This window comes from Geminisphaera colitermitum TAV2 (genome assembly GCF_000171235.2).
Lineage (GTDB): Bacteria > Verrucomicrobiota > Verrucomicrobiia > Opitutales > Opitutaceae > Geminisphaera > Geminisphaera colitermitum.
Genome location: NZ_ABEA03000218.1, coordinates 1 through 13,338, shown reverse-complemented (window position 1 = coordinate 13,338; position 13,338 = coordinate 1). Strand labels below are relative to the sequence as shown.

The following is a 13,338-nucleotide window of genomic DNA, read 5'->3' as shown; positions in this document are numbered from 1 at the left end:
AGAGTGACGGTTTTTGAGAAAATGCTGAGGCGTTTTGCGCATACACCTGAGGCAAAAATGAGTAATGAGGTTATTCGAGGTGGTTGGTGCGGATGAGGTCGGCATACCAGCGTGCGCTGAGTTTGGGGGTGCGGCGCTGGGTGGCGTAGTCGGTGTGCACAATGCCGAATCGCACGCTGTAGCCGGCTCCCCATTCGAAATTGTCCATGAACGACCAGAGAAAATATCCACGGATCGGGACGCCGTCGGTAATGGCGCGGTGCGTCTCGCGCAGGTAGTTGCGCAGGAGTTCCTGACGGTGGAGGTCGATGACTTCTCCGGCTCCGGTGGCGGGGTTGGGGGTGACGGGTTCGTCGCTGTAACCGCAGCCGTTCTCCGCAATGTAGAGGGGTTGCGCGCCGTAGATTTCCGTGAGCAGGCGCGGGCACCAGTAGATGGCTTGCGGCGTGATCTGATACCAATCGCTGTCCGTCATCGGGAACGAAGACGGGAATGGAAGAATCTCGGGGCGGATTTCGGAACGGTTGTCACGGGTGTTGCGAGCGGTGGGCGCAGGGGGGGGGGGAGGGGGGGAGGAGGAAACGCCGGCGCGAACGTAGAAGCCGGCGTAGATGTTGAGTCCGTGAAAATCGGTCGGGAGCGTGATGAGGTCGAAGTCGCCGGGGGCGACGTGGGGCTGGTTGGCCTCGCCAACGACACGCAGGTAGGCGTCGGTGTAAGCGCCGCGACAAAGGGGTTCGTAGATGCGGACGTTTTCGTTGATGAAGGACTGTCTCGCGGCGGCGAGGTCGGCGGGGTTGCCGGGTGTAAGGGGAATTGGGATACGGGGATTGTTGACGAGGCCGACGGTGCTGCCGGGCGCGCCGTGTTCGCGGACGGCGCGCACGCCGTGTCCGTGGCAGACAAGGGCGTGGTGCCAGGTCTGGTTGACGACGGCGTCGGGTTCGCGGAGACCGGGGGCGTTGCGCCCGATGCCGTAGCCGTTGCGCGTGAAGGCGATGATTTCGTTGAGAGTAAACCAGTGCCGTACCCGGTCGCCAAATACCTTGACGACGGTGTCGGCGTAACGGGCGAAGGCGTCGATGGTGCGGCGGGAACGCCAGCCGCCGAAGCGGTCTTCGAGCGACTGGGGCAGGTCCCAATGAAACATCGTCACCCAAGGAGTGATGCCGTTCTCCGTCATGGCGTCGAAGAGGCGGTTGTAGAAGTCGATGCCAGCCTGGTTGACCGCTCCGTCGCCATCAGGGATGATGCGCGGCCAGGCGAGCGAGAAACGGTAGTGGCGAATGCCGAGTTCGCGCATGAGCGAAAAATCCTCGCGATAACGGTGGTAATGGTCGCAGGCGACGGCGGGGGTGTCGCCGTTGTGAGTCTTGCCGGGTGTGGCGGCAAAGCGGTCCCACACGGACTCACCCTTGCCGCCCGCGGTTGCGCCACCCTCGATTTGCACGGCGGCAGTGGCGGTGCCCCAGACGAAATTTTGGGGAAAATGAAGCGTATGACGTGAGAGTTGCGCCTTGGGCGCAAGGGGAACACGGGGCGCACAGGCCCGGGCCTCTTCGGGAGAATAATCCGAATCATCGCGGCGGGTGGTGCCGACGGCGTGGCTCGGATCGAGGGTGGGACTGGTGGCGATGCGGAACATGGCGGGATGGCAGGACCGACAGCATCCCGTCCGTCGTCCGCCCCCGAAAGCGTGAAGGCTGAGGCGGTTTGCGCATTTGTGAAGGCAGGTTCCCTCCGGCATCGCAGCACGGGGCGAAAATTGGAAGTTGCCCCGCCGGGCAGTGTCAGCGAATGTCTTCCACTTGTTGCCCGGCCATCGCGCCACCCCGGTGCGCCGCCCGGCATCAAATCACGCAGCTCCCGCGCTCTTGCGGTGAGCGCGTAACAAACACCAACACATAGAGTAACATGTCCGAAGAAAATCAGTCCGGCGCCACGCCCTCCGAGGCCCCCGCCGCGACCCCCAGCGCGCCCGTTCCCGCCGCGCCGCCCGCCGAAGTGCCCGCAACGTTTGGCACCAGCCGTGGCGCTGGCCTTGCCCGTGGCAAGCGCAACAGCAAGCCCGCCCCCAGCCCCGCCGCGTCGGCCTCCGCCGACTATCGTCCCACCGCCGTCCAACTCGTGGTGGCTGAGACAAGCTACAAAAACCCGTTCGCGCCGGAACCCGTCGCCGAACCGGAACCCGTCAGCCAACCCGCCTCCGATGCCCCGGTCGCATCTGCCGCTCCGGTCGCTGCTGCGCCCTCCGAGCCAGCCGCCACCGTCACTCCAGCGACACCCGCGACTCCCGTCGCAGTGACTGCCGCTGAGCCGCAGACCCCGGCGGAACTCCGCATCCTCCCGCCTGCCGAGCGCCAGCCCGCCGTCAATTGGGAAACCGGCAGCCACGCCACCACGCGTGATGGCGACAACCGCCGTCAGGGGGATCGACCCGTTTTCCGTCCCGAACGCCGCGAAGGTCGCGACAGCCGCGACGGCAGCCGTCGTGGTTATCGCAACGACCGTGGTGACCGCACTGATCGCCCGGATCGCGCCGACAAGACTCCCGGCGTTCCTGCGTCGGACGCCTCAGCCCCCGTTGCTTCCTCCCAGCCCGCCGCCCGCCAAGGCAGGCCGGGCAAGGAAAACGACAAGCAGAAATCCGGTGGATTCATTGACTGGATCAAGAGCCTCTTTGGCGGCCCGGCGGAGACGCCTGCCTCCCAGCAGTCCGGGCGCAAGTCCGATGGCGACCGCGAGGGCAATCGCGGACGTCGCGGCGGACGCGGTGGACGCGGCGGCCAGGGACGCGGCAACTACGAAAACCGCTCCGGCGGCTACCAGCCCCGCGGCTCCCGCCCCGAAGGCGACCAGGCTGGCGGCAACCGTGGCGATGCAGACCGCCGCCGTCGTCGCCGTGGCGGACGTGGTCGCAACGGCGGAGGCGGAGGTTATCGCAACGATGGCGGTGGCGGCTACCGCAACGACGGTGGCGACACTTCGCCCTCCTCCTGATATCCCCCCTACGCCAAACACAGAAGCGGGCGAGACGCCCGCGCCCCGCGTAGGGGCTTCGCTTGCGAAGCCCGCGTATGCAGGACGTGGCCTCGAATGGCGTGCGCGGGCGTCGCAAGCGACGCCCCTTGTTGTTTGGAGATGTGGTAAGATGAGGGAGTTCAGTCGAGGACTGCCCCCGCAAGTTGGTTCGACGGGGGGAGGCCTCGGGCGGATGAGCCGTGAGGGCCTGCAGGCCCTCACGGCTCGGCCGCCTGCGAGTTCGTCGACGCCCCTGCTTGATCCGTTCGGATCAGAGCGCTGGTAGCATGAACCGCAGGCGACCTTTTGGTTAATCGCTCGAACCGTTGAATGGACCACCGAAGCAATTGCTCCGGCGAGTCCGACAAAACAAGGATGAGCATGTATCCTCTGCCCGCAACTGATTACGTCGGTGTCGATGTCGCCAAAGACTCGCTCGCGGTCTGCAGCACTCTTGCTGCCAAAGTCGTCAACGTCCCCAATTGCCCGCAAGCGATGGACTCCTGGCTGGCCGGCCTGCCAGCCGGCGTCCATTTGCTCTGCGAGGCCACCGGACGTCATCACCGTTTGTTGCAACAACGCTGCGCCCTCAACGCCATTGCCCTGACCTGCCTGAACCCGGCACAAGTCCGCGCCTTCGCCAAGTCGCTCGGCACACTCGAAAAAACCGATCCGATCGATGCTCGTGTTCTCTTGCGTTTGGGCATCGAAGGTCACCCCGCGCCCTCGCCCGTGCCCTCGGACGCCCTGCGGCGTCTGGGCGACCTGCTCATGGCTCGCCATGCCATCGTCGAACAGATCAGCGCCTTCGACATGCGCAACAACCTGCTCAGTGCTCGGAGCGCTCTTCAACTCAAGCGCGTTGTGCGCGCCCTGCGCTCCCACCGCCTCGCTCTCGAACTTGATCTGCAGGCTTGGCTCTACAGCGAACAGGCGGCGCCTTGGCTCGAGCGTATCCACACCCTGTGCTTCGCTCCGGGTGTGGGCATCCTCAGCGCCCTTTCCCTTATCGCCTACCTGCCCGAACTCGGCTCCCTGAACCGCAGACAGATCGCCAAGCTCGCCGGCCTTGCCCCCCTTCCCTGGGACTCCGGCAAACTCAAGGGTCTTCGCATCATCCAAGGTGGCCGCGCTCCCGCTCGCCGCGTCCTCTACCAGTGCGCCATGGTCGCCGCTCGCTGGCATGAGCCTTCCCGTCTCCACTACCAACAACTGCGCGCTCGCGGCAAACCTCCCACCGTAGCCTATGTCGCCATCGCCAGAAAACTCCTCATCTTCCTTAACTCTCTGCTGCGTCCGGCCTACGCCGCTGCCCTCCCGTCCTGATTGACGGTTCAAGGCTCTTCTCTCTCGGTGGACTCCCCTTCCTCCGATGCCACTGCTTTGCCTCTCCCTCATACTTCTCAAGCTCATAAAAAATCACTCTCCAAGATAGTTGCTACTGCGGGCGAGACGCCCGCGCCACACACATGCACACGAAGCCTCCCGGCATCCGGGAGGCTTTTTTGCATCACGCGGGCTCGACCTTCAGCCCCTCAGTCCCTCAGCCTCCCAACTTTTAAGGACAACCGACAAACGACAAACCGACAAACCACCCATGGCCGATCTCATCGTCAACGGCGGCAGGCCGCTCTCCGGCACCGTCACTCCCTCGGGCAACAAAAACTCCATCCTCCCCGTCTTTTGCGCCACGCTCCTCACTGACGAGCCGGTGACGATCAAAAACGTGCCCGACATCACCGACCTCAACAAGCTCGCCGCCTTTTTCGAATCGCAAGGCTCGCGCATCGACTGGGACCGCGCCCGCGGCGAGATGCGCATCGACCACTCCGGCTTCCGCTCCACCCTCGCCAACGACGAACTCCCGCAGGACATGCGCTCCACCGTCCTCCTCTACCCCGCGCTCCTCCACCGCCTGCGCAAGATCACCATCCAGAGCAACACCAAGGGCTGCTCGCTCGGCGTGCGCGAGATCGACCCGCACCTCGAAATCCTTTCCGCTCTCGGTGCCGTGGTGAACAGCCCCCCCCCCCCCCCCCCCCGCGGCGATTCCGGTTCCGACGCGCTCGTCATTGCCCTCCCGCACGGCTTTCAAGGCGCGCGCCACTGGTGCGATTACATGTCGGTCACAGTCACGGAAAATTTTGCCATGGCCGCCGCCCTCGCCGACGGCGAATCCACGCTCATCAACGCCGCCAGCGAACCCCACGTGCAGGACCTCTGCGCCGCGCTTGTCGCCATGGGTGCGCGTATTGAAGGATTGGGTACATCGCGGCTCCGCATCACCGGCGTGCAAAAACTCCACGGCGCCACGCTCACCATCAGCTCTGATTACCACGAGATTGTCACCTTCCTCGCCCTCGGTGCGATCACCGGCGGCGAAGTGCGCGTCACCCACGCCCTTCCGCAGCACTTCGACCTCATCACCCGCGCCTTCCAAAAACTCGGCGTTTGTATCGAACATGAAACTACAAACTGCCCCCCCTCCCCCCCCGCCGCTGCATCTGTTGCCATTGTTCGCCGCAACCAGCGCCTCATCATAGAAACTCCCTACACCACCAACCTGCTGCCCAAGATCGAAGCCGCGCCCTGGCCGTATTTTTCCGTGGACCTGCTGCCCCTGATGATCGCCCTGAGCACGCGGGCCGAGGGCGTCATTCATTTCTGGAACAAGGTGTATGAGAACGGATTTTCGTGGATTCCCGAACTGGCGAAATTCGGCGCGCACGCGCTCGTCAGCGATCCGCACCGCATCGTGGTGTTTGGCAACAAGCCCCTGCGTCCCGCCGTAGTGGATTCTCCTTACATCATCCGTGCGGCGGTGGCGCTGACCATGGTGGCGGCGTCGATCCCCGGACGCTCCGTGGTTCGCAACGCCGAGATCATCAAGCGCGCCCACCCGCGTTTTGTGGAAAATCTCCGCAGCCTCGGCGCCGACCTCGAATGGAAAACAAATTAACCAGCGTTAATCTTTAATCTGATTTCCCCATTACCCGCCAAAACCATTGACGACCTCGATCACACGGGCGACTTGGGCGTCGGTCAGTTCGGGAAAGATCGGCAGGCTCACGCAAGTCGCGCAGGCTTTTTCGGCCACGGGCAGCGAACCCTCGGCGTAACCGAGCGACGCAAAACATGCCTGACGGTGCAGCGGCACAGGATAAATCAAATCGGTGCCGATATCGTGCTTTGTCAGATACTCGCGCAACGCATCGCGTCGCGGATGGCGGATCGTGAACTGGTGGTAAACGCACGCGCCGTAATCGACCGTGGTCGGCAGGATCGCCCCGGCGAGCGTGATGCCGGCGAGGTAACGTCGCGCGATTTCCTGACGCCGCGCCGTCCATGCCGCGAGGTGTGGCAGCTTGACGTTGAGGAGCGCGCCCTGGAAGCCGTCCATGCGGAAGTTGAAACCCACATGATCGTGATAATAGCGCCGCCCCATGCCGTGAACGCGCAGCAGCCGGGCTTTTTCAAAAATGTCCTCGTGCCGCGAGACGAACGCGCCGCCTTCACCGCAGCCGCCGAGATTTTTGGTCGGGTAAAAACTAAACGTGCCCGCGTCGCCGATGAGTCCGACGGGTGTGCCCTTGTAGCGCGCGCCCACGGCCTGCGCGCAGTCTTCGACGACGAAGAGGTTGTGCTGGCGGGCGATGGCCATGAGTTCATCCATCGGCGCGGGCTGGCCGAAAAGATGCACGATGACGATGCCCTTGGTGCGCGGCGTGATGGCGGCGGCAACCGCGGCCGGGTCGAGGTTAAACGTAAACGGGTCGATATCGACGAAGCGCGGCGTGGCGCCGACGTAGGTGGGGCCCCAGGCCGAGGCGATGAAGGTAAACGGCGGCACGATGACTTCGTCGCCCGGACCCCAGCCCGCGAGGGCGGCGGCAAGGTGGAGCGGCGAGGTGCCGCTGTTGACGCCGAGGGCGCTCGGATAACCGAGCGTGGCGGCGAAGTTTTTTTCAAAGTCCTCCACATCTTTGCCGAGGCAGAAACGCGTGGCGTCGTAGGTGGCGGCGAGGGCGGCCAGGGCTTGCTCGCGCAGCGCACGGTGCTGCAACGAGAGATCGAGGAACGGGATTTTGTTGACGAGCCCGGATGCGGGCGCGGATGCGGGAGCGGACATGGAGGGACGAGAAAAGCCGAAACGCAGAAAAGCTGAAAGCTGAAACTGGCGGGCGCAGGGGGGGAGGGGGGGGGAGGGGGCAATCCCCGTTGGATGAGGACTGCGCGTTAACGCATGCCTCGCACTTCCAGAATCGGATGGGCGCGGCTGCGCCGCGTCTGGCGGGGATTGGCAATAAAAACCCGCCCTCCGCGCTACGTTATTCCCCGACCGTGAGGCTGCGTCCGTTGTCCTTGGGACCGAGCTTGAGGAGGAAGGGCGCGGCCTTCTTCGCCCACGCCTCGGGCTTGGGATAGGCGGAGGCTGCCTCTTCGCCGAAACAATGCCGCAGCAGGCCGGTGTCGATAATGCCGGGGTTGAGCGGCACGGCGGCGAGACCGGGCGGCAACTCCTCGGCAAGCGCCTTGGTCATGCCTTCGATGGCCCACTTGGACGCGCAGTAGGGCGCGGCATGGGCATCAACGGAGCGCCCCCAGCCCGAACTGAAATTCACAATCACCCCGGAACCGCGCTCGATCATCGCCGGGACGAAGGCGCGGATCAGGTTGGCGGGACCCTTGATGTTGACGTCCATCACGCGTGCGAAGTCGGCGGCCTGCACATCCCAGAGCGGAACCATGGCGTTGAACACGCCGGCATTGTTGAGCAACAGATCGGGCGCGCCGAGCGTGGCGAGGAGCGTTTCGGCCCACACGTCCACCTTGTTGGGCTCCGACACGTCAAGCACGTCGAAGCGATGCGGCGCGCCATGCGCGAAACGCAGGTCGAGCACGCCCTCCGCCGAACGCCCGCAGCCGACAACAATGTGCCCGAGCCGGATGAACTCTTCCGCCAATGCCTTGCCCAGTCCGCGCGTCACGCCGGTGATGATGATCTTTTTCGTTTTCTCCGTCTTGCTCATGCGCGGGACAATAACCCCGTTTGCCCGGCGAGTGAATCCCAAAGGCCGGTTGCCAAAGGCGAATTTTGCTCTCGTAGCGCCCCGCGCGGCCCCTTACGCATGGTCGCTTCCTTTTATGAAGCACTTCCTCAAAGAGACGGACTTCACGCCGCAAGAAGCGGCCGAAGTGTTTGCCTTGGCCCGCGACCTCAAACAGAAGCGTGGCACGTCCGCCACCCCGGCTGTCCTCCAGTATCAAACCTGGGCCCTGATTTTCTCCAAATCCTCCACGCGCACCCGCGTTTCCTTTGAAGTCGGCGTGCACGAACTCGGCGGCAACCCGCTTTTTCTCAACAAAGGTGACATCCAGCTCGGGCGCGGCGAATCCGTGGAAGACACCGCCCGCGTCCTCTCGCGCTTCGTGCACGGCCTGATCGTGCGCACCTACGCGCACAGCGAAGTCGAGCGTCTCGCCGCCAGCGGCACGATTCCCGTCATCAACGCCCTGACCGACTTCCTGCATCCCTGCCAGATTTACACCGACGCCTTCACCATGGCCGAGCGTTGGGCGTCCGCCAACGGTGACCTCTTCGCCTCGCTCAAGGGCCGCAAGATCGCCTTCCTTGGCGACACCGCGTGCAACATGGCCAACTCGTGGATACTCGGCGCCAACCTCTTCGGCATGGACATCTCGCTCGCCGGACCCAAGGGCTTCGAGCCCTCCGCCGAGTTCAACACCCTGCTTGCCGCCGAGAGCAAGCGCCTCGGCCTCGCCGGACGCTACCAATTCACGCACGACCCCTGCGAAGCCGTAAAAAACGCCGATGTCGTCTACACCGACGTGTGGGTGAGCATGGGCAAGGAGGACGAAGCCAAAGAACGCATCGCGCAGATGAGCCCTTACAGCGTGACCGCCAAGCTCTTTGCCGCCGCCAAGTCTGACGCCCTTTTCATGCACTGCCTGCCCGCCTACGTCGGCAAGGAAGTGACGCAGGAGGTGTTGGACAACCCCCGCTCCATCATTTTCGATCAGGCGGAAAACCGTCTGCACACGCAAAAAGCCATCATGACCGTGCTCGCCCGTCACGCGCGCCACCCATGAACACACCCGACTCGCCTCACACTCTGGCAGTTTTTCTTGATCTGGAAAACATTGCCCGTGGGGCGCAGGACGCCCGCTTCCCCCAATTCGACATCGGCAAGGTCTTCGAACGCCTCCTCATCAAGGGCAACATCGTCGTCAAAAAAGCCTACTGCGATTTTGAACGTTACAAGGACTTCAAGCGACCCCTGCATGAAGCCGCCTTCGAACTCATTGAGATTCCCCACGTCCGACAGTCCGGCAAAAACTCCGCCGACATCCGCATGGTCGTCGATGCCCTCGATCTCTGCTACACCAACGACCACGTGGACGCTTTCGCCATCATCAGCGGCGACTCCGATTTTTCCCCGCTCGTCAGCAAGCTCCGTGAAAACGGCAAGACCGTCATTGGCGTCGGCGTGAAAAACTCCACCTCCGACCTCTTCATAGCCAACTGCGACGAGTTCATCTACTACGACGACCTCGTGCGCACCAATCCGCCCAGGGTGCGCTCTCGTGGCACGGCGTCCGCCGCCGCGCCCAAGACCGTCGAGCCCGTCGCCAAGCGTCCCGATCCCGCCAAGGCTCTCGAACTCGTCATGGCCACGATCAACGCCCTCATCGACGAACGCGGCGCCGACGAAAGCATCTGGGCCTCGATGGTAAAACAGGCCATCAAGCGCCAGAATCCCGGCTTCAACGAACGCGCCTACGGTTTCAGTGCCTTCACCGACCTGCTCCGCGAAGGGCAAAAACGCGGCCTGCTCAAACTCGATGAAAAAGCCGGCAACTGGCAGGTGCGCCTTCCCGAATAGCATTTTATTCAAAACGGTAGCCGTTGTATTGACGGTAGGGAGGCCTTTGTGCCCTCTGCCGAGGGCAGCCCTTCGGGCCATCGCCGTCGGCGATGCCATCTCCGCGCTGCTGCGCTCCGTCCGAGGCCTCCGCCGTGCGTAGTGTGAGGATGCGAAATTCATAGGTAGATGGAGCGTGGTTTCGGAGGCCTCGGAGAGGCCTCCCTACCGTCAAGACAACGGATACAATTCAACTGCAACTATTCTAGTCATCGAGACGGCATAAAAAATCCCCCCCTCCGCCTCTTCTCGATGGCGGGGGGGGGGGGGAGGACCACAAGGAGCCTACTTTTTTTTGAGCGCCGCGGCCTTGGCCTTGGTCGCCTGCTGCGCCGTGATAACGGCCTGTTTTTTTTGATTCGAGGCATCCAGTTTCGACTGTTTTTGCGATGCCTGTTTCTGCGTGGATTTCGGAGATCTGTCGCCCATGACGGGTTTCCTTTGTTTGAGTTTCCTCGTCTTCGGGATGTTCGTTTCCCACGAAGGCGTGGCTCGTTATCCCTGCGGACCCGTCCCGTGGCAAGCCCCGTCGGGCCGCATGGCTACGGAATCGCCACCACCACGCGGCCGCGGACTTTGCCTTCGAGCAGGCGCGCGGCGGCGGGGATGGCGTCGCTCAACGGAACTTCATTCGTGAGCAACGCGAGTTTGGCGGGATCAAGTTCGCGGGCAATCCGCGCCCAGACCGTCTCCTGCTCGGCGCGGGGCGTGCGCACGGCGTCGATGCCGAGCAGCGAAACATGACGCAGAATAAAGGGCGCAACCGAGGCCGGGAAATCCAGCCCTTGCGCCATGCCGCAAGCCGTCACCACACCGCGATACTTCGTGCCCGCGCACACATTGGCCAGCGTGTGGCTGCCCACGGTGTCCACCGCGGCGGCCCAGCGTTCTTTTTGCAACGGTTTGCCGGGCGATGACAGCGTGGCGCGGTCAATGACCTCAGCTGCGCCGAGTTGTTTAAGGTAATCGCTTTCCTCCACACGTCCGGTCGAGGCAATGACGCGAAAGCCTCGCGCCGCCAGCAGCGCGACAGCAAAGCCGCCGACGCCGCCCGAGGCCCCTGTGACGAGCACGTCGCCCGCCGCGGGTGTGACACCGGCGCGTTCGAGCGCGGCCACGCAGAGCATCGCCGTGTAGCCCGCAGTGCCCACCGCCATGACGCTGGCGGGCGTGAGCGGCGCGGGGATTTTGAGAAGATACGCGGCAGGAACGCGGGCTTTTTGCGCGAGCCCGCCCCAATGGTTTTCGCCCACACCCTGTCCGTTGAGAAACACCTGTTCGCCGGGCGCGAAGTCGGGCGACGTGCTGTGCTCGACCGTGCCGGCCAGATCTACGCCGGGCACCATGGGGAAGGCGCGGACGATGGGCGCGCGGTTGTGAATCGCCAGGGCATCCTTGTAGTTGAGTGACGAATACGTCACGCGCACCATGACTTCGCCCGGAGGCAGATTTGCCTCGTCGAGCGTGGTCAGGCGGGCGGTGGTCCCGGCGGCGTTTTTTTCGATCAGGATGCCGGTAAAGGCGGAGGTGGTTGCAGGATGGGCGGACATGGACGCTGGAAAGAGGAGGAGCGATCAAGGAGCGGCGGTCTCCAGGCCGCCGGACGACGCGTAGCGTCGCCCAAAGTGTCCGGCGGCCTGGAGACCGCCGCTCCTTTCACTATACGATGGCTTTGGCTTGAGGGCTCTCCCATAGATGAAATTCGCCTTCACTTAATGAGGCCTTCGCAGGATTCCGACGAATATACCTTACGCAATTCGCAAGGTGCTGCTCGTTGCGAATCAAGCGGTCGAAGTAGTCCTTTTGCCATCCCGGCCATGTTCTGGATCCCTGTAGTTTGCCGATTTCCCGTCCGGCATAGCTTTTCCAGGACATGAGCAATTTCCCGAGGTCAACGCCGTCGAGCAGCGAGAAGAGTGCGTGAACATGGTTCGGCATGACGATAAACGCGGTCTGCTGGCAGCGGTTGCCTTCGAAAAATAAAAGGGTCTGCACCACCTGTTCCCTCATGTCGTGATGGCGAAGGGCACAGCATCCGTGTCCTGCATCAAGCCATTGTTCAATCCGGGTCGAGAAGTGTTGGTGATACTCCAGTTCTTTTTCGGTGGAGTGCGGCGGCGGGTTTTGTCGCAACCAAGATTCCCGCTCTTGCGACCAGCCGCGAAGCAGGTGTGCCGGGAGGGAATCCGAGAGACGGTAAGTCACGAAAAAGACGTTTCCGTTTTGCTGCCAGTGAGGGAGCCGGTTTCGTGTCACCTTGATGTCTTCAACCGGGCGAAAGAAATGGGGTTCGTCGGGCATGTGGAAATGAGGAAACCCAAGGAGCGGCGGTCTCCAGGCCGCCGGACACTTGGGCGACGCTACGCGTCGTCCGGCGGCCTGGAGACCGCCGCTCCTTGGGTTCGCTCCTTGGGCGTCAGTGTTTGAAATGGCGGATGCCGGTGAAGACCATCGCCATGCCGCGTTCGTCGGCGGCCTTGATGACCTCTTCGTCGCGCACGGAACCGCCCGGTTGAATCGCGGCGGTCGCGCCGGCATCGGCGGCGGCAATCAGGCCGTCGGCAAAGGGGAACAACGCTTCGCTCACCACGACGGAGCCGTGGAGGTCGAGCTTGGCTTCGCCGGCTTTCCAGACGGCGATGCGGGAACTGTCCACGCGCGCCATCTGGCCCGCGCCAACGCCGAGCGTGCGTTCGCCGCGACAGTAAACGATGGCGTTGGACTTGACGTGTTTGCACACGCGCCAGCCAAAGAGCATCGTCGCCCATTCCTCGGCGGTGGGCTGGCGTTGGGTGACCACCTTGAAGTCAGCCTGGTTGCCGAGCTTGATGTTGCGGTCCTGCACGAGCACGCCGCCGACCACGGAGCGCACGTCTTGGAGCGAGTCGGCGCCGAGTCCTTCCTTGGCGATCATGAGGCGGAGGTTTTTCTTTTTGGCAAAGAGGGCCAGCGCGGCGTCGGTGAAGCGGGGGGCGATGATGACTTCGGTGAAGATGTCCTTGATCTGTTCGGCGACGTCGGTGTCGAGCGTGCGGTTGACCACGATGATGCCGCCAAAGGGGGCTTGCTTGTCGGTCTCGAAGGCGGCGTGCCAGGCGTCGAGGAGTGTATCCGCGCTGGCCACTCCGCAGGGGTTGGTGTGCTTGAGGATGGCAACGGTGGGTTTCTCGAATTCGCCGATGAGGTAGGTGGCGGAGGTGATGTCGAGAATGTTGTTGTAGGAGAGTTCCTTGCCCTGGAGTTGCTGGAAGTGGTTATGAAAAGTGCCGTAGAGGGCGGCTTGCTGGTGGGGGTTTTCGCCGTAGCGGAGGGACTGGGCTTTGTTGTAGGCGAGGGTGATTTGCTCCGGGAATCCGCCGATGGCGGCGAGGTC

General features: G+C 63.4%; 12 protein-coding genes. 5 read left to right on the top strand and 7 right to left on the bottom strand.

What is annotated here, in order from left to right; genetic code table 11:
• Positions 1–70 precede the first annotated feature (70 nt).
• Positions 71–1,645 (bottom strand): GH1 family beta-glucosidase, encoded by a 1,575-nt coding sequence (locus OBACDRAFT_RS24390; protein ID WP_081722332.1) that lies wholly within the window; start codon positions 1,643–1,645, stop codon positions 71–73.
• A gap of 269 nt (positions 1,646–1,914) precedes the next feature.
• On the opposite strand from OBACDRAFT_RS24390, the gene OBACDRAFT_RS24385 reads away from it, so the two are divergent.
• The 3 genes from OBACDRAFT_RS24385 (at position 1,915) to OBACDRAFT_RS24375 (ending at position 5,980) form a co-directional block, all read left to right on the top strand.
• Positions 1,915–3,000, top strand: a complete 1,086-nt coding sequence (locus OBACDRAFT_RS24385; RefSeq protein WP_043589790.1) for a hypothetical protein — start codon at positions 1,915–1,917, stop codon at positions 2,998–3,000.
• A 396-nt stretch (positions 3,001–3,396) separates the two neighbouring features.
• Positions 3,397–4,347 (top strand): IS110 family RNA-guided transposase, encoded by a 951-nt coding sequence (locus tag OBACDRAFT_RS24380; protein ID WP_157836912.1) that lies wholly within the window; start codon positions 3,397–3,399, stop codon positions 4,345–4,347.
• Positions 4,348–4,618: 271 nt separating this feature from the next.
• Positions 4,619–5,980, top strand: coding sequence for a UDP-N-acetylglucosamine 1-carboxyvinyltransferase (locus tag OBACDRAFT_RS24375; protein ID WP_043589789.1), 1,362 nt, complete (start codon positions 4,619–4,621; stop codon positions 5,978–5,980).
• A 30-nt stretch (positions 5,981–6,010) separates the two neighbouring features.
• Here the strand turns inward: OBACDRAFT_RS24375 and OBACDRAFT_RS24370 are convergent, their stop codons facing one another.
• Together OBACDRAFT_RS24370 and OBACDRAFT_RS24365 are read right to left on the bottom strand one after the other, a co-directional pair.
• Positions 6,011–7,150: a DegT/DnrJ/EryC1/StrS family aminotransferase gene (locus tag OBACDRAFT_RS24370; RefSeq protein ID WP_052362554.1), complete on the bottom strand. Its 1,140-nt coding sequence runs from the start codon at positions 7,148–7,150 to the stop codon at positions 6,011–6,013.
• Between the two features lie 199 nt (positions 7,151–7,349).
• Positions 7,350–8,051 carry an SDR family oxidoreductase gene (locus OBACDRAFT_RS24365; RefSeq protein WP_043589787.1) on the bottom strand — a complete coding sequence of 234 codons (702 nt, stop codon included), beginning with the start codon at positions 8,049–8,051 and terminating at the stop codon, positions 7,350–7,352.
• 115 nt (positions 8,052–8,166) lie between these two features.
• Here OBACDRAFT_RS24365 and argF point away from each other — a divergent pair, with 115 nt between their 5' ends.
• Entirely contained in the window at positions 8,167–9,132 is a 966-nt protein-coding gene (argF, locus tag OBACDRAFT_RS24360) for an ornithine carbamoyltransferase (RefSeq protein ID WP_043589786.1), read from the top strand.
• Positions 9,129–9,926, top strand: coding sequence for an NYN domain-containing protein (locus tag OBACDRAFT_RS24355; protein ID WP_043589784.1), 798 nt, complete (start codon positions 9,129–9,131; stop codon positions 9,924–9,926). Before argF ends, OBACDRAFT_RS24355 begins: the two co-directional genes overlap by 4 nt.
• 324 nt (positions 9,927–10,250) lie before the next feature.
• Here OBACDRAFT_RS24355 and OBACDRAFT_RS29075 read toward each other — a convergent pair whose 3' ends face one another.
• From OBACDRAFT_RS29075 to purH, 4 genes are all read right to left on the bottom strand, one after another.
• On the bottom strand, positions 10,251–10,394 hold the full coding sequence (locus OBACDRAFT_RS29075; RefSeq protein ID WP_198529978.1) for a hypothetical protein: 144 nt from the start codon (positions 10,392–10,394) through the stop codon (positions 10,251–10,253).
• A 113-nt stretch (positions 10,395–10,507) separates the two neighbouring features.
• Positions 10,508–11,515, bottom strand: a complete 1,008-nt coding sequence (acuI, locus tag OBACDRAFT_RS24350; RefSeq protein WP_043589782.1) for an acrylyl-CoA reductase (NADPH) — start codon at positions 11,513–11,515, stop codon at positions 10,508–10,510.
• A gap of 109 nt (positions 11,516–11,624) precedes the next feature.
• Positions 11,625–12,266 carry a transposase gene (locus OBACDRAFT_RS24345; protein ID WP_043589781.1) on the bottom strand — a complete coding sequence of 214 codons (642 nt, stop codon included), beginning with the start codon at positions 12,264–12,266 and terminating at the stop codon, positions 11,625–11,627.
• 115 nt (positions 12,267–12,381) lie between these two features.
• Positions 12,382–13,338, bottom strand: a 957-nt coding sequence (purH, locus tag OBACDRAFT_RS24340; protein ID WP_043589779.1) for a bifunctional phosphoribosylaminoimidazolecarboxamide formyltransferase/IMP cyclohydrolase, incomplete at its 5' end; no start/stop codon positions are given.